The 17,532-nt window shown below is 36.8% G+C and carries 18 protein-coding genes and 1 pseudogene; 8 read left to right on the forward strand and 11 right to left on the reverse strand.

Features of this window, described 5'->3' with window-relative positions; translation table 11 throughout:
• Both F3G69_RS09240 and F3G69_RS00905 read left to right on the forward strand, forming a co-directional pair.
• On the forward strand, positions 1–386 hold a 386-nt coding region (locus tag F3G69_RS09240), incomplete at its 5' end, for a hypothetical protein (protein WP_188115317.1).
• A gap of 187 nt (positions 387–573) precedes the next feature.
• Positions 574–1,637, forward strand: a pseudogene (locus tag F3G69_RS00905) (multidrug effflux MFS transporter).
• Between the two features lie 99 nt (positions 1,638–1,736).
• On the opposite strand, the gene F3G69_RS09525 reads toward F3G69_RS00905, so the two are convergent.
• From F3G69_RS09525 to F3G69_RS00955, 10 genes are all read right to left on the reverse strand, one after another.
• Complete coding sequence (locus F3G69_RS09525; protein WP_262483408.1) at positions 1,737–1,868, reverse strand: hypothetical protein; 132 nt, start codon at positions 1,866–1,868, stop codon at positions 1,737–1,739.
• A 248-nt stretch (positions 1,869–2,116) separates the two neighbouring features.
• Entirely contained in the window at positions 2,117–2,662 is a 546-nt protein-coding gene (locus F3G69_RS00915; RefSeq protein WP_149714150.1) for a hypothetical protein, read from the reverse strand.
• Between the two features lie 111 nt (positions 2,663–2,773).
• Positions 2,774–3,880 (reverse strand): NnrS family protein, encoded by a 1,107-nt coding sequence (locus F3G69_RS00920; RefSeq protein ID WP_149714151.1) that lies wholly within the window; start codon positions 3,878–3,880, stop codon positions 2,774–2,776.
• Positions 3,873–4,562 carry an ABC transporter ATP-binding protein gene (locus F3G69_RS00925; RefSeq protein WP_103604689.1) on the reverse strand — a complete coding sequence of 230 codons (690 nt, stop codon included), beginning with the start codon at positions 4,560–4,562 and terminating at the stop codon, positions 3,873–3,875. The genes F3G69_RS00920 and F3G69_RS00925 overlap by 8 nt, the downstream gene beginning before the upstream one ends.
• Entirely contained in the window at positions 4,562–5,359 is a 798-nt protein-coding gene (locus F3G69_RS00930; RefSeq protein ID WP_054196111.1) for an ABC transporter permease, read from the reverse strand. Before F3G69_RS00930 ends, F3G69_RS00925 begins: the two co-directional genes overlap by 1 nt.
• Positions 5,356–6,321 carry an ABC transporter substrate-binding protein gene (locus F3G69_RS00935; protein ID WP_149714152.1) on the reverse strand — a complete coding sequence of 322 codons (966 nt, stop codon included), beginning with the start codon at positions 6,319–6,321 and terminating at the stop codon, positions 5,356–5,358. The genes F3G69_RS00930 and F3G69_RS00935 overlap by 4 nt, the downstream gene beginning before the upstream one ends.
• 11 nt (positions 6,322–6,332) lie before the next feature.
• Complete coding sequence (locus F3G69_RS00940) at positions 6,333–8,186, reverse strand: TonB-dependent receptor domain-containing protein (RefSeq protein WP_149714153.1); 1,854 nt, start codon at positions 8,184–8,186, stop codon at positions 6,333–6,335.
• Positions 8,187–8,428: 242 nt separating this feature from the next.
• A complete protein-coding gene (locus F3G69_RS00945) occupies positions 8,429–8,890 on the reverse strand; it encodes a molybdate transport repressor (protein ID WP_149714154.1) in 462 nt (153 codons plus the stop codon).
• Between the two features lie 11 nt (positions 8,891–8,901).
• Complete coding sequence (locus tag F3G69_RS00950) at positions 8,902–9,336, reverse strand: molybdopterin synthase catalytic subunit (RefSeq protein ID WP_149714155.1); 435 nt, start codon at positions 9,334–9,336, stop codon at positions 8,902–8,904.
• A 1-nt stretch (position 9,337) separates the two neighbouring features.
• A complete protein-coding gene (locus F3G69_RS00955; RefSeq protein ID WP_149714156.1) occupies positions 9,338–9,559 on the reverse strand; it encodes a MoaD/ThiS family protein in 222 nt (73 codons plus the stop codon).
• Positions 9,560–9,642: 83 nt separating this feature from the next.
• On the opposite strand from F3G69_RS00955, the gene nspC reads away from it, so the two are divergent.
• Positions 9,643–10,782: a carboxynorspermidine decarboxylase gene (gene nspC, locus F3G69_RS00960; protein ID WP_149714157.1), complete on the forward strand. Its 1,140-nt coding sequence runs from the start codon at positions 9,643–9,645 to the stop codon at positions 10,780–10,782.
• Between the two features lie 78 nt (positions 10,783–10,860).
• Here nspC and F3G69_RS00965 read toward each other — a convergent pair whose 3' ends face one another.
• Complete coding sequence (locus F3G69_RS00965; protein ID WP_103600228.1) at positions 10,861–11,457, reverse strand: DJ-1/PfpI family protein; 597 nt, start codon at positions 11,455–11,457, stop codon at positions 10,861–10,863.
• Positions 11,458–11,691: 234 nt separating this feature from the next.
• Between F3G69_RS00965 and F3G69_RS00970 the strand changes: the two genes are divergently transcribed.
• The 5 genes from F3G69_RS00970 to F3G69_RS00990 form a co-directional block, all read left to right on the forward strand.
• Positions 11,692–12,639 carry a formate dehydrogenase subunit gamma gene (locus F3G69_RS00970; protein ID WP_021090567.1) on the forward strand — a complete coding sequence of 316 codons (948 nt, stop codon included), beginning with the start codon at positions 11,692–11,694 and terminating at the stop codon, positions 12,637–12,639.
• 151 nt (positions 12,640–12,790) lie between these two features.
• Positions 12,791–13,390 carry a sulfurtransferase-like selenium metabolism protein YedF gene (gene yedF / locus F3G69_RS00975; protein WP_103592831.1) on the forward strand — a complete coding sequence of 200 codons (600 nt, stop codon included), beginning with the start codon at positions 12,791–12,793 and terminating at the stop codon, positions 13,388–13,390.
• Positions 13,387–14,409 carry a selenide, water dikinase SelD gene (selD, locus tag F3G69_RS00980; RefSeq protein WP_410470292.1) on the forward strand — a complete coding sequence of 341 codons (1,023 nt, stop codon included), beginning with the start codon at positions 13,387–13,389 and terminating at the stop codon, positions 14,407–14,409. Before yedF ends, selD begins: the two co-directional genes overlap by 4 nt.
• Positions 14,410–14,502: 93 nt before the next feature.
• Positions 14,503–15,132, forward strand: coding sequence for an NAD(P)H-dependent oxidoreductase (locus F3G69_RS00985; protein WP_149714158.1), 630 nt, complete (start codon positions 14,503–14,505; stop codon positions 15,130–15,132).
• A gap of 146 nt (positions 15,133–15,278) precedes the next feature.
• A partial coding sequence (locus F3G69_RS00990; RefSeq protein ID WP_188115318.1) for a PAS domain S-box protein occupies positions 15,279–17,532 on the forward strand: 2,254 nt, incomplete at its 3' end.

The following is a 17,532-nucleotide window of genomic DNA, read 5'->3' on the forward strand; positions in this document are numbered from 1 at the left end:
TTGTATGTATTCTTGTATATGTACTACAAATGGTATGTATATTTTTATTGGAAATACCGTCAGTAAAAAGTATTTTAGTAAAATTTTTTCCCAATTCAAATTTATCTTCAATGGTCACATTAGCAAGAACTATTGCTCTTGGTATAATGTCTGGCATATTGTGGTATGTTGGTCTTGCTTTTCTTCTTGTAGTCCAAGATGAGAAAGGTTTTGTGAAAGCTAAGATGATGCCATTTTTAGCTTATTGGTGTGATTATCAGATTATGCCAAAATATCCAAATTTGAAAGAAAATCAAAGAGTTATTTTACATGACAACGGAGTTGTATCATATATAAAATATAATGATCAAGATAAAATAGAAATTTTTGTTGAAAAATACAAATAGTTTATTTTTGGTAAAATTATCATTCTCTGAAAGCAGTTTTATCTTGTGGTATAAAATAATATAAAAAAACAAAAAAGAGGAAATCTTGCAATCAACAAAAACATCTATCTGGTTCTTAATCATCCTAAGCGGTCTAATGGCCTGCACCTCGCTATCTACGGACGTATATTTGCCCGCTATGCCTACGATGGAGCGGCAGCTGCACGGAGACTCGGAGCTCACGATAACGGGCTTTTTGATCGGCTTTGCTATCGCGCAGCTCGTCTGGGGGCCTATCAGCGATAGGATCGGGCGTAAAATCCCGCTTTTATTGGTATGGCGCTCTTTGCGATCGGATCAGTAGGATGCGCGATGTCGGACACTATGACTAGCGTAGTATTCTGGCGCGTGCTTCAGGCTTTGGGCGCATGCGTAGGACCGATGCTAAGCAGGGCGATGATTAGCGATCTTTTCGGTAGCTCGCAGGCCGCACAGATGCTCTCTACGCTAGTTATTATCATGGCGATAGCGCCGATAGCGGGTCCGTTATTGGGCGGCGCAATACTGGAATCTGGCTCTTGGCATGGGATATTTTGGCTGATGGCGCTAGCTAGCGCAGTTATGTTTGCGATGATTTTTTCTCTACCGGAGACCTTGCCGCTGCAAAAGCGCTCCACAAAGCCCATCGTATCGTCTTTTAGAAACTATCTAAGATTATTACAAGACGCCAAATTTATGCGCTACACTCTTAGCGTGACGTTTTTCTACGTAGCCGCCTATGCCTTTATCACGGGTTCATCGTTTGTATATATCGATTATTTCGGCATTCCTAGCAAATACTACGGATTTTTATTCGGCATAAACATCGTAGGCGTCATGGCGCTAAGTTTCGTAAATAAAAAGCTGGTAAAGCGCTATGCGCTAAATCACCTGCTCATAGTCTCCACGCTCGTTGCCGCGCTTGCTGCCAGCGTGCTGTTTGCGTTTGCGTTTTTCAAAACGGGCGGCGTTCTCGGCGTGATAATCTCGATGTTTTTCGTTTTTAGTATGAACGGCATCATCGCTTCTTGCTCCAATGCCGCCGCTCTTGATAGCGTGCCGCAGGAGATGAAGGGCTCGGCCGCTGCGCTCATCGGCTCGCTGCAATACGGCAGCGGTATCCTCTCCTCGGCGATGCTTGCGGCGTTTTCTGCGGGTACGCCGTGGACGATGTCTTGGATAATAGCTCTGTTTGTTTGGCTAAGCGCGCTCGCGGCGTATTTTAATAAATAAATTTAGCCTTGCGGGTTTGACTCAAATTTTGGTCAAATTCGCAAATTTGGGTCACTAAAGCTAAAAATCAAATTTGACTCCAGCGGGCCTAGCCAAATTTTACTTTTTCTTATTTTCGCTTTTTTGTGCGCTTAGCGCCTCAAATTTCTGCTTTAAAATTTTAAAAACCTCGTGCTTGGATAGCTCGTATTTGTCGTATATCACGGCGTCATCGTCGCCGATAGGCTGCATGAGCCCATCAGCCGCGTCGCGGTCTAGCCCGCCTTTTTTAAATTTAACGTTTAAAACGCTAATTTTGCGCTTGGCGTCTATCTCGCGGATGCCGATTTCATCGATATCTTTAAAATAAAATTTCGCATTCTTACCGCCTTTTTGTATGAAAAATACATCGTCTTTGATTTTTCGGCATCACAGAATAAGAAACTAGGATAAAGAGGTAATTTCGGCACAAGCTAATTTACCGGCGCCGAAATTGAAAGTTATTTTATCGCTGCTTCAAAGCCAACATCTACATCTGGATAGCTCTTTCCACCGTGAAATGGTTTGGCAGCAGCGGCAAATTTATCAAAACTCTCATTTAGCTTCAAATCATTTACAAGATCAACCGAAAATTTTGCTACTAGCTTGCCATTTTGCACTTCATATTTTGTTTTAAAAATTTTTGAATTGCCATTTATGTTAAGCTCAACATCCATTTCTCCGGCTTTATCATCGCCATTTACTGCTACGATCTTGCCATCTACTGCCTTGCCATCGAAAATAATGCCAATCCTTTTATCGCGGTCAGGCAGCTTTGTGTCGATATCTTTTGGCTCTAGCTTAAATTCAAAGCTCTTTAAAAAATCAGCAAAATTTGCATTTTCTTGACTTTTAAAATTTATCGTCTTAAAAGTACCTGGTACGGCTGTCTTATTTGCTAGCTTGTAACCAGTAAATGTTACCTTTGGTTCACCTTCTACGCTAAATGCAAGAGCTGAAACTGCAAAAAATGAAGCTGCTAAAGCAACAGAAGTAAGTTTGTTCATAAATAATCCTTTTTATAATATTGATAATAAATATCGCAAATTATATACCCACTTACTTCAAAAAAGACTCAAAAACTCTTTTTAATTAATGAATAAATTTTTAATAGCTTCTTACTCTGGATCATCGCTAAAATCATTATCCCTAAAGATCACATAAAAATTTATGAGCCAAAAAACAAAAGCGATTGCTATGAGTGTTGCTGGTAAATGAATATAAAAGCCACTCCAAAAATAAGCTAAAATTCCTCTACTAACGCCAGCTAAAAGAACTAAAATAAAAGCAATTCTACTAAGGCGTAAAAACTCAAGTTCTTGTCCACTATGACGAAGTCCTGCGACATTAAATATAAGCATCACGCTAAAAATTACTGCATTTATCGCTATTAGATGCATAAAATTTGTTTCAAGATGGAGCCCAAAAATACCGCTAAAGCCGATTCCCAAAAATCCAAGCGCTAAAAATAGTTGCATAAAATAGTATAAAAGCACAAAACTATGCCTAAAAAGCTCTTTATAGTGCCATTCTTTAAGCTTTGCAAGTACCGCACTTCCGCAAGCTATCGCAGCATAATAGACACCTAAGCTTTCCTCAAAAAATATATTTAAAAGCAAAAAAGCGCAAACGCAGCAGATAGCGATATTTTTATAGATAAAATTTGGCACAAAAACAGCTTCATCCATGCCTTTTTCTCTTTTTAACGCTTCTTTTCCAAGTACGACACTAACGCGGTATGAGATGAGTAAGATAGCGATCACGTGGATAAAAACTTGTAAATTTAAAAATTTTTCGTTGCCGCTTATTAGATAATAAATTTCAAAGCCTAAAATGCCAAATAAAAAGCCAAGTACGCCAAATTGATCATCGTTTTTATCTCGCCAGATCATATAAAGGCAAAGCAAAACCAAGTATAGCCAAAAAAGAGCGATAAAGCAGTGTGCTAAAAATAGGCTAAAAAATGCCAAGATAAAGCTTATAAAAAAGAGTGAAAATAATATATAAGCATGTATTTTTAGAGATGCTTGAAAATTTGTCCAATCAGTTAGTCCAGTTAGCAAAAATCCAGCATAAGCAAGCGCTAAAAAAAGTTGCAAAAATATAAATTTATGCAAGCTCACAAAATCAGTTGGAGTAAAAAACACACTAGCGCCAAGCACCGCACAGGCGGCACTCATTAAGAAAAATATCCTCATAGGATGAGTAAAAAAATTATTAATCATAATAAATTTGCCCTTTGAAATTTTCATCTATCATCTTGCTAATAAACGTAAAATCGCGCTCTTTGAAATCTTTGTCTATTTCAAGTTCTCTTTGTATGACCGCACCTTTACTTGATAGGAAATAAATTCTATTTGACATCTTGACAGCTTCCATTCTATCGTGTGTGACGAGAACTACGCTCATACCTTCACTTACTCTTTGGCTGATAATCTCAATTAAAATTTCTTTCATATCATAATCAAGTCCAGAAAAAGGCTCATCCATCAAAAGCAGATCAGGCTTTGTCACGACTGCTCTTACGAAAGCTACCCTTTGTCTCATGCCGCCGCTTAGCTCACTTGGGTATTTTAAAGTATCCTTTTGACTTAACCCAACCTTTTTAAAAAGCTCTAAAACAGCGCTAATGTCTGGTTTATCCATAACCAAAAGCACATTTTCAAGAGCATTTTTCCATGTTAGCAGACGATTTTCTTGAAAAAAATATGTAGTCTTTTTAAAGTTATTAAAAATTTTTCCTTTTCTAGGCTCATTTAGTCCGCTAATAAGCCGAAGTATCGTTGTCTTGCCACATCCTGATGGTCCAAAAAGCGTCACCACCTCGCCACCTTTTACATTTAGACTAAAATTCCTTACGACCTTATCTCTTAAAATTTCATACTCTACGTTTTTAAGCTCAAGCATCATCTTCTCCAAGGCATCAAAGCTATTTTTAGTGGCTCGATGATGAGGTATTCAAAGAGCATGATAAGAGTGATGCTTAAAAGAACATACGCCATTACCTCGGTTGTTTCAAGCATTGCCCTTGCATTTGCTATCTTTGCTCCCATGCCGTTATTTGCACCCAGTAGCTCAGCCATTATGACTATCTTTACGCCCATTGCGACAGCTACGCTAATAGAGCTTATTATGTAGCTCGTAAGATGCGGGATGTAAAGGTGTCTTATCTTTTTTAAAATTCCTAGATTATAAGCGTCAAACATCTCTTTTAGCTCCTCATCTACGCTACTCATAGCAACTGCTGAGCTTGCAAAAGTAAGCGGTAAAACGGTTATAAAGATAGTAAAAACGGTGCTAAAATTTCCAAATCCAAACCAAAAAATAGCAAGCACTATCCAAATAATTGGTGGCATTGACAAAAGCAAGGTGATAACAGGCTTTAAAAAGGCTGCAAAACTTTTAAAGCTACCTGCTATTAGCCCTAAAAATATACCAAAAAATGTTGCCGAGCAAACTCCAATCAGTGATCTGCAAAGCGTTATATTTATCTCGCTATTTTTGTAATCTTTTAAAATTTCACAGGCTTTTAAAAATACATCTTTTGGTGGCGGAAGCAAGAGTGGGGAGCTAAACTCGCTTCCCACTTGCCAAATGGCTAAGATCAAAAAAACTACGGCAAATCCGCTAAATCCACCCCAAAAATAGTCAATTATTTTTAAAAAGCTTGAGCGATCTTTTTTGATGCCATCGATTAGTATCATAAAAATAGACCTTTATCTGGCATCTTACCGCCTAGAAATTTTGGATTAAACTGATAAATTTCTTCAAAAAATGCCATGATCTCATTTTGCAGTTCATTTGCTTTTGTAACCGTTAAATTTGCCTTATCAAAAGCATTTGCAAGTGCTACTTCTGGAGCTGGTAAGTAGCTTGAACCTATCTTTGCTGCACTTTGTTTGTTCTCAAGTATCCATGAAAGAGCATTTTTAAGATCACTATGAAGCGTGTCAAATAGACTTAAGTTTTTCTCGTAAAAGCCTCTTTCTACGATAATGCCAGCCATTGGGATTATCGGTTTTGTACCAAAGCTCTCGCCCCAAATTTTTGGAAAATCAACTGAGTAATGCACGCTAACGCCTGCTTTTTTACCGCGCAAAATAGTCGCTTCGCCAAGAGGTTGTGGAACTATTAAAATGTCAAAATCTTTTTGTAAAAATAAAAGCAAAGCCTCAGGTGGCGTTGCTGTATAGGTGATGTCTATCTTGCTAACGTCTATGCCTCGTTTCTTGCAAAGCGCTCTTAAAACAAGATCAGGCATGTCGCCTCGAAATGGCATGATGAGCTTTTTGCCTACAAAATCTTCTAAATTTTTGATCTTTTCATCCTTAACCATAGCGTTCATAACGCCAAGAGTCAGTAAATTTAGCATCGCAAAATCAAGCCCCTGATTTCTTAAATTTGCAGCGACATTTGATGGTGACATCGTGACTTTAATATCCCCACTAGCTACGCCTGCACGAAGCTGATCTGGTGTTTTCCAGATATTTAGGCTTACATCATAAATTTTGTTTAGCTCTCCTTGCAGCGCAGCAACCGCCATGATAACGCTTGGAATCGCTGGTGCGCCCCACATAGTAAAGCTCTCTTTTGCAAATAAATTTGGTGCAAATGCACTAACGCCTAAAGCTGTGCTAAGTCCTAAAAATTTTCTTCTATCTAACATCTTTTTCTCCTTTAAAAACTGCTGTGAAAGCTAATGAAAAATGTCCTGCCAGGGGCATGAACGACTACTGGATCAAGTGCTGCTACGTGATCACCGCTGATAAATTCCGCATAATCTTTGTCAAATAAATTTGCTACGCCAAATCTTATACCAACTTTATTTTTAAACTCTACGCCACCATAAAGATCAAGCAAACCAAATCCTTTTGCGGCCTCTTTTTTATCGATGCCTAAGCCATTTTGCTTGCTAAAATCACCTCTAGTTTGCTTTGAAACTAGCCTTAGTGCGGTGCCAAGATTATAGCTGCCAAAGCTTGCATAGTCTTTGTAGTCAAATGCAAAATTTGCTTCAAAAGGCCTTATTTGATAAAGCGGTCTGCCATCGGTTTTGTTTTGTCCGTAGTTGTAGTAAAGTGAGCTTTTTAAGCCAAAGTGCCTTGCAAAACTATACTCTGCATTGAAATTTACACTATAAAGCGTTGCATCAACGTTTCTTGAGATGACGGCGTTTTTATTTATTAGTGGCATCGCAGCTTTTGAGTGGCGTCTATCAAAAATGATCAAATTTTTAACGCTATCAGCGATGAAATGCCCACTAAAGCTAAATGCATCTTTGTTTTGAAGCGAGTTTAGATACTCTTTGTAAAACTCGCTGCCAAATTTAAAGCCAAGAACCGCTCTGTTGTGTCTTTCTGGCTCTAAATTCGGATTTGCTATCCAGCCATTATCGCCTGCACCATAAAGTGCATTAAAACGCTCCATATTACTTGGCAGGCGAGATAAACTCTCAAGCTTTGCAAAGTAGCTATCCTTGTCGTTTGGTGTAAATTTATATTTTAAACTTGCACTAAAAGCGTCTTTTTTGATCTTATCGCTTACGTCCTCACCATAAATTTGATGAAGTAGTCCGCGAGTCGTACTAATAGCTAGATTTGGTGCAAAAAATTTAGTATCAAGTCCATTAAGCTTACTTTTTTGCTCCTCATATCTTAAGGCAAGAGAGGCTTCGTTTGCTTCATTAAATTTATAAGCAAGTGTATCAAAGAGCATAAATTTATCATTTCTAACATCGGCAAATCTATATCCGTTAAAGATCCAGTTGTTGCCTTGCTTCATGTATCTTTTACCGTCATGTTTATCTTTTTCAAAGCCAATACCTATTTGATTGTGAAAGCTTGCAAAGTCAGCGTCATACTTTAAATTTGCCTCAAATATATTTCTCTTTAAATCCACTTTTACATTTGGAGTGGCATCTCTTAGATGAAAATTATCAGCTTTTCGTTCAACCTTTTTTAGGATAAATTCAAAATTTAAAGTATTTGAAAGATCTTCTTCGCCTAATCTTATATTTAGCTTACCAACTTTTCTTGTCGTTTTAAAGGCATCCATTGCGTGCTCTGGCTGCTTGTCTTTATCGATATTGTCCCTTAAAAACGTAAGCCTAAGCTCGCTAAGATCATTTGGCACGAAGCCTAAGATAGCGCTTTGGCCTTGCCTATTGTAGCCATAGTCCCATCTTTTGCCACTTCCATCTTTATAATTATTTGCTTTGGTGAAATTTGCATTTAAAATGGTGTAAAAATTTGCGCCACGATATTTAAAAAGCGATGAATTGTAAAAACTTTTGCCATACATTCCAGCTGAGATATGAAACATATCAGCTGAGTTATCAAGCAAATTTGTAACAAATGGATATTCGCTTCTTTGAGTGCGGTCAAATTGATTTTCCACAAAGGCACTTTGTGCAACGTTTGGCGTGATGACTGGTGGCGGTGCAAATTCTCTAATAGGCTTTATAATGTCTAAATTTGCTTCATTTGCTAGAAGCAGTGATGAAAGAACTGCTAGGCTTAAAATGGGCCTCATGTAAACTCCTTTTTAAAGATATAATTATGATTTCTTTTATCAGAATTGTAGTAGCAAAACCCTTTATAAAAGTTGATGTAAGTCATCTTTTAAATTTCTAATCCACATTTACGAACTTAGTGTAGATAAAATGCTTAATTTTATTTTTGTAAGAGTAGCTAAACGGAGTAAATTTAATGTGAAAAATGTATAAAATTTTGATAATTGTTATATAAAAATTTTTAGATCATAGGTTGATTTAATTATGCTCTAAAATTATTAAGCCTATCTCTTAGCTCTTTTGAAATGGTAAATTTTGAGAGTTCATATTTATCAAAAATGATGATCAAATCATCACCTAGTGGTTGCACTAACCCAAAGCAAGCATCTCTATCAAGACGGTTTTTCTTAAATTTTACACTCAAAGTTTCAACTTTTTTCTTATCGCCAAAGCTTTTAATGGCGATTTCGTCGATATCCTTAAAGTAAAATTTTATGCTTTTTGAGCCTTTTGTGATGATAAATCCATCATCTTCAATACGTAAAAAGTTGTTTTGAAAAATTTTTCTAACACAAAAGAACACTGAGAGAGCACCAATGATGATGCCAAAAAGAGACGGCGTGCCAAGAGCTAGATAAAAGTAGCCAATGATGCTAAATATAAAAAGCCCAAGCCCAAACGAAAGCGCCCAAAAAACATCTTTTTTACTCTCTTTTGTTATCATCATTTTTCCTTTTAAGCTAAAATCCCAGCACCATTTATCGCTTGGCTGCGCTCTTTTGCATAAATTCTCTCGCCATTTATCACGTCATATTTCCAGATCGGTGCATTTGCCTTAAAGTCCTCGACAAATTCGTTTATGAGCCTTAGCGCGACCTTTCTTTGAGGGCTCACAACGCCTGCAACATAAGAGCTCGTATGCACGGCCACATCGCCTTTTGAGTGAGCAAAGAGTACGTAGGTATTTTCTTTTTTGGCTCGCTCCTGCCAAGTATCTAGCCATTTTTTAAGTATTGGCTCATAGATATCAAAGCTAAGCGCCGAAATGCCGCCTTCCTCTCTTACGATCCCAACAAAAGTGATGAGCGCACCGCAGTTTTTATCCTTAAAGCGTTCATACCACTCGTTTGTGATGCTTTGAATATCCAAACTTCCATTATAAATTTGCATCTTAGCCCCCACAAACTGGTGGCAAAATAGAAATTTTATCGCCTGATTTAAGAGCAAAATTTATATCGCTTACGATCTCGTCATTTACGGCGACTGCACAGATATTTAGCCATTTTTTAAGCCCTTCTTTCTGGCTCAAAGCCGCTTTTACTTCGCCTAAATTTTTTGCTTCTACTTTTATATTTTCAAGCCCGATAGGCCCAAGAAATTCGATCTCTATCACGTTTTATCCTTTGAGATTTTTGCTGATTTTACTTAAAAATAAATTTAGATATACTTATTTAAAAATTTAAAAAGCGAGCAAAAATGAACGAAATTTTAAAGAGTATAAAAACCCCAGCCTACGTCTGCGAAGAGGCAAAAGTACGTAAAAATTTAGAGCTTTTAAAATATGTCAAAGAGCAAAGCGGAGCTAAAATTTTAGTCGCACTCAAAGGCTTTGCATTTAGCGGAGTGATGGACATGGTTGGCTCTTATCTTGATGGTGCGACTTGCAGTGGGCTTCATGAGGCAAAATTTGCAAACGAATACGTAAAAGGCGAGATCCACACGTATAGTCCAGCGTTTAAAGAGGAGGATTTTGATGAAATTTTAAAAATTTCAAAGCACATCACATTTAACTCTTTTGCTCAGTGGCAAAAATTTAAAGGCATTGCCCTGCAAAACGGCATTATCTGCGGCCTGCGCGTAAATCCAGAGGTCTCGCTAGCACCGACTGACAGCTACAATCCATGCGGTAAATTTAGTAGACTTGGCGTTACAAGGGCAAACTTTAAGCCTGAGCTTCTTGATGGCATCACTGGGCTTCATTTTCACGCGCTTTGCGAAGAGAGTGCGAGTAGCTTGCAGGTCGTACTGGAGGCATTTGAGGAGAAATTTGGCGAGTTTATCCCAAAGATGAAATGGATAAATATGGGCGGCGGCCACCACATCACAAGGGCTGATTATGACGCGGAGCTGCTTATAAAGATAGTAAGGCGCTTTCGCGAGAAATATGGCGTAGAGGTATATCTGGAGCCTGGCGAGGCAGTTGGCTGGCAGACTGGCTTTTTGATAAGCAGTGTGCTTGACATCGTGCATAACGAAAAAGATATCGCCATCCTTGACACCTCAGCCGAAGCGCACATGCCTGATACTGTGCTCATGCCGTATCGTCCGGCCGTTAGAGGTGAGAGTAAAAATGGCAAATTTGCTTATAGATTTGGCGGTAATACCTGCTTAGCTGGCGATATAGTGGGGCTTGAAGCGGGCGATGCGGAGTATAAATTTGATAGTGAGCTAAAAATTGATGACCGCGTCATCTTTGAAGATCAAATCCATTATACGATCGTGAAAAACACGACATTTAATGGTATAAAACTACCTGATTTAGTGCTTTTAAAAGAAAATGGCGAGATTAAAATGATCCGCGAATTCGGATATGAAGAGTATAGGCGTAGAAACTAATCACTGGTGTTTTGGCTAGCTTTTGGTAGCTAAATACTAAAAGTTCATTTGTATGTATATCTATAAAAATTTTATAGATTAATACCCATAAATTTTGGCAAATTTATCTATCTTTGAGCTTTTTTGCCAGTTGTATTCGGTCTCGTTTGCAATATTTTGGGCTGGCTCCTTGCCAAAATGATCGCTAATAAAACCAAGCGCCATATCCATGCCAGCAGCCACGCCTGAAGCTGTGTAAAATTTACCTGCCCTCACCCATCTGGCGCGCTCTTGCCATTTTACCGCCTCGCCGCAACTTTTTACCCACTCAAGCGATCTTTTATTTGAGGTAGCTTTTAGTCCGTCAAGCTCTCCTGTGCGAGCGATGAGCGCCGAGCCTGTGCATACGCTTAGGCAAAATTTAGATACCAAAACGCACTCTTTAAGCTTTAAGATAAACTCACTATCATCTACAAGCGCCCTTGTGCCCTGACCTCCAGGGAGTAGCAAAACGCTCTTTTTTGGCATCTTACTAAGCTTTTTGGTCTTTATAAAAAAGCCTTGTTTGCTTCTTTTCATACCACCATCAAACGAGACGTAGCTTATCTTCATTTCAGGCACCCTTGCTAAAAACTCCACTGGACCCATAAGATCAAGCGTCTCGTAGTCATCAAATATAAGGCAAAAAAGATGCATAGTGCGATCCTTTTTCGGCTAAATTTTGGCTTTATTTTAGCTAAATTTTCAGATCAAAAATGCTAAAAATTAACAAAACTTAAATATTTTTTATAAAATTTTTAGTAATCTTTTTTGCTAAGGTTTGCTTGTGATTAGCTCTGATATAATAGCGCTCAAAATAGCGTAGCTATGCGATTTAACGTATTTAACCAATACTTAAATTGTTTAAGCTCAAACTCATAAAGGACTACAATGACGAGAATTCTTACTCTGCTTTTTACATTATTTGTAACAGCAATGGCAACTCAAGGACCAACTGGCGTCAATCAATATAATAGTGCCATTTGGGCGGCTGAAAGGATAGAAAATATCAAGCCATACGAACAAGGTTTGGGGCCGATATTTACTTTTATCCAAGGTAATGATTATTTTGCAATAGCAGCACTTTCTATCATTTTGGCTGTTATTGGAGCATTTGCATTACACTTTTTAATCATTGGACCAAAACATTTTAGTCATGATGGTAAAAAGGTGTTTGCCTTTTCTCTAATCATACGTATAGCTCATGGTTTGGCAGCGATCTCATGGATCATTTTAGTGCCAACTGGTATCATCATTATGTGGGGTGCAGAGCTTGGCGGTGGAACATTTGTGCGTTTCTGTAGATACTTGCACGATACAGCAACTGTGATCTTTGCTGTTTCTGTGCTTCCTATGTTATTTACCTGGACGAAGAGAATGCTTCCAGCAATTTATGATATCAGATGGATGATGATAGTTGGTGGCTATTTATCAAAGAAAAAGAGACCTGTTCCAGCTGGTAAATTTAATGCTGGTCAAAAAGCATGGTACTGGATCGCTATCCCTGGTGGTATCGTTATGATAATTACTGGTGCGATTATGTATTTTACGGACTTTAAAGAGCCAGCGGTTGCTTCTTGGTTTGGTCTTACACAAATTGATCTTTTAAGATACAGCGTAATTATCCATAATTGCCTTGGCATCGCATGTGCAGTATTTTTCTTAGTTCATATTTATATGGCAGCTATTGCTATTCATGGTGCTATTTGGTCGATGATTACTGGATATAAAGAAGAAGAAGAAGTTTATGTTCTTCATCACTACTGGTATCAAGAGCTCGTTAGAGAGAATAAAATTCCAGTATCTGATTATGAAAAGTCTTATACAAATTTAAAATAATTAACTTTACTTTGATCTTGCTAGTAAGCGAGGTCAAAGCTCTCTTTTATCTCAAAATTATACATTAAAATTTTTAAAATAATTAATATTTTTTTGGCTATAATCCAAACTAGTTTCAAGGTTTGAAATACTAATCGCAAAAGGAAAAATCATGACAACAATTGATTGTAGAAATTTAGAGTGCCCAAAACCAGTCATAATGACAAAAAATGCACTTGATGGCTTAAGTGAAGGCGAAAGCTTAGAAATTTTGGTAAATGCACTAGCCCCAAAAGAAAATATTTCAAGATTTTTAAAAAATCAAAATATAAACTTTAGCCTCGAAAGCAATGGCAATGAGACTAAAATTTTAGCTACAAAAGGCAAAAATGCGCTTGAGCTTACAAATTTTGATGAGTTTGTCTGCGACATAACACCAAAAAATAATAAAGTACTCTATCTAAATGAAGAGCGCGCGGGAAGTGGCGAAGTAGGAATAAATTTACTATCAAAATTCTTAGGAGCATTTCTTCAAGTTGAGAAAAAACCAAAGATAATAATCTGCGTAAATAACGCTGTAAAGATGACTACAAACCGCTCACACCCAAGCTTTAAGCCGCTTAAAGATCTTGAAGCTGCTGGTGTTAAAATTTTAAGCTGCGGAAGCTGCTTGGAGGCTTATAAGCTAGTAAGCGATCTTGCGATTGGCGAAATTTCAAATGCTTATGAGATCATCGACATACTCTCAACTCACGAGCAAATCAAATTATGATCTACCACGACAAAAAGCTTACGCAGTTCGTTAGAGCCGCTGGTTGAGCTGCTAAGCTTGACCCGTCGGGTCTAAACAAAACGATTAGTAGTTTAAATTTATCTCATCCAAATCTGCTCTCAAGCACCAATTCTAATGAGGATGCGAGTGTCTTTAAAATTTCAAGTGATCTTGCACTTGTTCAAACGCTTGACTTTATAACGCCTGTGGTAAATGATCCATTTATCTACGGTCAAATCGCTGCTGCAAATAGCCTAAGCGACGTCTTTGCAATGGGTGGTGAGGTGATAAATGCTCTAAATATCGTTGGCTTTGATAGCTGCAACTTGGCACCTGAAATTTTAGGAGAAATTTTGCAAGGCGGAGCCGATAAAGTAAAAGAGTGTGGTGGCATTATAGTTGGCGGGCATACGATCGAGACACAGCAGATGTATTATGGGCTTAGCGTCACTGGAAGGGTACATCCTGATAAATTTTGGGCAAATAATACAGCCATAAAAGGCAATGTTTTAATCCTTACAAAACCACTTGGAAGCGGTATTTTAAGTACAGCGATAAAGGCTGACTTGCTAAGCATGGAGCAGATAAAAGGGGCTGCAACTATCATGGCGCAGCTAAATTTTTATGCATTAAAGGCACTTGATGGCATCAAAGTTTACGGCGCTACTGATGTGACTGGATTTGGCTTTTTGGGGCATTTAAGCGAAATGCTAAATGATAAGATTAGTTTTGAAATTTATGAAAAAAACGTGCCAATCATTGCAAGCGCAAAGGAATTTGCAGATATGGGCATCATCCCAGAGGGAAGCTATAAAAACCGCGAATTTGCAAAGCATTTTGTAGATAAAGAAGCTGACATTTTACTATTTGATGCACAAACTTCTGGTGGGCTTTTGCTTGCAGTTGGTGAAAAGGACGCGATGCTTGCAGTAAAACGCTTAAAAGAAGTAGGCTATGAAAGTTCAGCTATTGTTGGCTCCGCGGTATCAAAGAGCGAGTTTGGTATATTTTTAAAATAAATTTTTAAAAATAGCATGCTATCTCATTGCGTTAGTGAAATCTTTTAATTTACTTAGCCATTCTATAATTTCAAAAACTACAAAGGAGAGATAATGAATTATCTTGAAATTTTAAAATTTCGTCATGCTTGCAAGGTTTTTGATGAAAGCAAAAAAATCGGTGCTGGAGAGTTTGATTTTATACTAGAAGCTGGCAGGTTAAGTCCTAGCTCAACTGGCCTTGAGCAGTGGGATATCTTAGTTGTTCAAAATAAAGAGCTTAGAGAAAAAATAAAAGCTCTTTCATGGAATCAAGCGCAAATCACATCTTGCTCGCATTTAGTTGTCGTTTTAGCTAAGATCAAAGAGGTAAAATTTGGAAGTGCATACGTTAATAAAATGATCGCTAGAAATACCAATAAAGATCCTGAAGCCATTGCTGCAAGGCAAAAATTTTATCATGACTTTTTGCTAGCAAATTTTAAAAATGATGATGAGCTAACATTTCAGTGGTCACATGAGCAGTGCATGATAATCGCCACAAATATGATGAATGCAGCTGCAAGTTTGGGCATTGATAGTTGCCCGATAGAAGGCTTTGATAGACATGCTTTAAATGAACTTTTGGGGCTTGATGAGAGCTTTCAAAGAGTGGCTATCATGGTACCATTTGGCTACCGCCTAAATCCACAGCCAAAAAAACTTCGCAGAGAAATTTCTGATATCGTTACTTGGATTTATTAAGATATTTGAGCCAAATTTTAAATAAATTTTTGGCTCAATTTTAAATAAATCAATAAATTCTAAATAAATACTTACCTTTATAAACCCAAATCAAGTAAAAATGGGATAAAATCAGAGCCAAAACCTAAACTAATGAGGTGTCTATCGTGCTTGAGAAACAAAAAAACAGCCTTCAAATAGTAAAAATGTTTTATACAAAGTCTATTTTACTTTTACTCTCATTTATATTTTTAGCATTATTTGTAGTTTGTGCTGGTACGAACGATATAAAGTATGATCTTAGCTCAACTAATTCAAATATAAAATCATCCATCTCAAATAGCTTTTTTATAATAAAAAATGATCTATTTTTAAAATCAAAAATGGTTGAAGCAGGTCTTAGCGATATGCTATTTGATAAAAATTCAACAAAAAACGATCTTTATATAGCTTTTTACGTTTTTGATAAAAATAGAAATTTAATCTATTCAAAGAGATTTTTAGGTGCTGATGACATAGCCGAAAAGGATCTATCTTGGCTTAGTTTAAACGAGGCAGATGCTGGGAAATTTACAGTATCAGATCGAGTTTATAAAAATAATCGTTTTAGAGATATTTATGCATCTTATGGACTAAAAAATGGAGGCAGCATTTTAGTTCAAATTGATATAAAATTTTTGCAAAGCTACGCTACTGTAGATTACGATGAGAAAAGCAAAACTTATGCTTATTTGGTGGATAAATATGGAAATTTATCAAGAGATGAGTTTTATAAAAAATTTGATGAATCGATGTTTTTGCCTTATGTGAGTCTTGGCGACGAGTTTAAAGAGGATAAAATAATATTTTCTTTAAGCCATATGAGCTTTTATCTCATAAGCTATATGCCAGAGTATAAAATTTTTGTTATTACCGCTTCAACGAAGCATTTTCATATCTTTATGCAGTTTGTGTTATTTTGGCTATCGATCTTTTGTTTTATATCTTCTTTGATTTTATGGGTTAGAGATGTGAAATTTATAAAAAATAGAATAATGCCAGCCTTAAAAGAGGTAAGAGATACTTTAGGTGGCAATGAATATGAGATAAGACGAAGCCTTAATGTAACAGAATTTGAAGATATAAAAAATGGAATAAACAAGCTAAAGATAGAAACCAAAAAAGCAACTGATGGGCTAGAAGAATACAAAAGTAGATTCGGCTATATTTTTGAGCAAAGCTTTTTGAAAATAGTAGTTTATGATGCTTATAGCGGCGATATTATTGATGCTAGTAATGCATTTTTGTCTTCCATTGGCTACACAAAAGATGAGATTATAGAGCTAAATTTAAATGATTTAATAGATGACGATTTTGCATTGTTTATGCAAATGAAACAAGACGCTCAAAATAGCGATATGAGTTTTAAAATCAAGCTAAAAACAAAAGATGGCGGCACTAAAGAGGGATTTTTACAAGAGTCGCAGATCGAGCTAAGGGATTCTAGGCTAAATTTTATGCTTATACACGAGCTTGACGATGAAAAATTTACGAAAAAGGATAACGAAGCAATAAATGATTATTCGTTTTTATCGCCAAATGTAATAGCAGAAGCATTAAGCAGCGATCCATTTTCTATCGTAAGAAGTACGCAAAATATCGATAGTGTCTTTAAAGTCCCGCAAGATAAGAAGCTTATAAATTTAAAAGATCTAATAAGTCCTGAAAGTTTAGATGAGTTTGCTGTAAATGTTTCTAATGAATCTAAAAAATTCTTTGAAAAAGGCGGCAAAAATAGCGAAATAAATCTCGTAGCCAATATGCAAACAAATGAAAACAACAAAACGCCATTTAAGATAAAAGTAAAATTTATAGATAATGGTGCTGATAAAGAGCGAAAGATCATCTACTTTTTTAATGATCTAAGCGATATAGCAAAGTTGCAAGAAAAATATGATGCTGAATTAAAATATTTTCAAAGCATACTTTGGGCAAGTCAAGCGCTTGTCTTTTCATGGGATAAAAAAAGCGACACCCTTTATATTCCAAATGCTATCGCCAAGTCGCTCGGATATGCATTAAATGGAGATATGAGTATAAATTTTGAACGTGCAAAAACTATATTTGTAGATGAATTTGTAAGCTTTAAGGACTTTTTTGACCTTATAAAAAAAGGTGAAGTATATGACGGCGAAGTGCGTTTTTATAGGGCTGATAAAGAGATTATTTATGTAAGGATTAGAGCAAAAGCAATAGCTTTTTATGATGGTGAAGTAAGCGTTATAAAGGGCACAATGCAAGATCTTAGTGTGCAAAATAGCTTTTTTTCTTATCAAGACCTTTTAGCAAAAATTTTCTCATACGCAAAAGAGCAAATTATTATGCTTGATGATGAGTTTAGGATCATAGATGCTAATGACGCTTTTTTCGATACGCTTGATA

It is taken from the genome of Campylobacter concisus (assembly GCF_902460625.1).
Taxonomy (GTDB): domain Bacteria; phylum Campylobacterota; class Campylobacteria; order Campylobacterales; family Campylobacteraceae; genus Campylobacter_A; species Campylobacter_A concisus_AD.

What these genes read in the sequence shown, in the direction of transcription:
- F3G69_RS00920 (WP_149714151.1), bottom strand. Translation starts at nt 3,880, where the DNA reads ATGATTAATAATTTTTTTACTCATCCTATGAGGATATTTTTCTTAATG.
- F3G69_RS00915 (WP_149714150.1), bottom strand. Translation starts at nt 2,662, where the DNA reads ATGAACAAACTTACTTCTGTTGCTTTAGCAGCTTCATTTTTTGCAGTT.
- yedF (WP_103592831.1), top strand. Translation starts at nt 12,791, where the DNA reads ATGACAACAATTGATTGTAGAAATTTAGAGTGCCCAAAACCAGTCATA.
- F3G69_RS09525 (WP_262483408.1), bottom strand. Translation starts at nt 1,868, where the DNA reads ATGCAGCCTATCGGCGACGATGACGCCGTGATATACGACAAATACGAG.
- F3G69_RS00945 (WP_149714154.1), bottom strand. Translation starts at nt 8,890, where the DNA reads ATGATAACAAAAGAGAGTAAAAAAGATGTTTTTTGGGCGCTTTCGTTT.
- F3G69_RS00950 (WP_149714155.1), bottom strand. Translation starts at nt 9,336, where the DNA reads ATGCAAATTTATAATGGAAGTTTGGATATTCAAAGCATCACAAACGAG.
- F3G69_RS00985 (WP_149714158.1), top strand. Translation starts at nt 14,503, where the DNA reads ATGAATTATCTTGAAATTTTAAAATTTCGTCATGCTTGCAAGGTTTTT.
- F3G69_RS00930 (WP_054196111.1), bottom strand. Translation starts at nt 5,359, where the DNA reads ATGATACTAATCGATGGCATCAAAAAAGATCGCTCAAGCTTTTTAAAA.
- F3G69_RS00925 (WP_103604689.1), bottom strand. Translation starts at nt 4,562, where the DNA reads ATGCTTGAGCTTAAAAACGTAGAGTATGAAATTTTAAGAGATAAGGTC.
- F3G69_RS00970 (WP_021090567.1), top strand. Translation starts at nt 11,692, where the DNA reads ATGACGAGAATTCTTACTCTGCTTTTTACATTATTTGTAACAGCAATG.
- nspC (WP_149714157.1), top strand. Translation starts at nt 9,643, where the DNA reads ATGAACGAAATTTTAAAGAGTATAAAAACCCCAGCCTACGTCTGCGAA.
- F3G69_RS00940 (WP_149714153.1), bottom strand. Translation starts at nt 8,186, where the DNA reads ATGAGGCCCATTTTAAGCCTAGCAGTTCTTTCATCACTGCTTCTAGCA.
- F3G69_RS00965 (WP_103600228.1), bottom strand. Translation starts at nt 11,457, where the DNA reads ATGCATCTTTTTTGCCTTATATTTGATGACTACGAGACGCTTGATCTT.
- F3G69_RS00935 (WP_149714152.1), bottom strand. Translation starts at nt 6,321, where the DNA reads ATGTTAGATAGAAGAAAATTTTTAGGACTTAGCACAGCTTTAGGCGTT.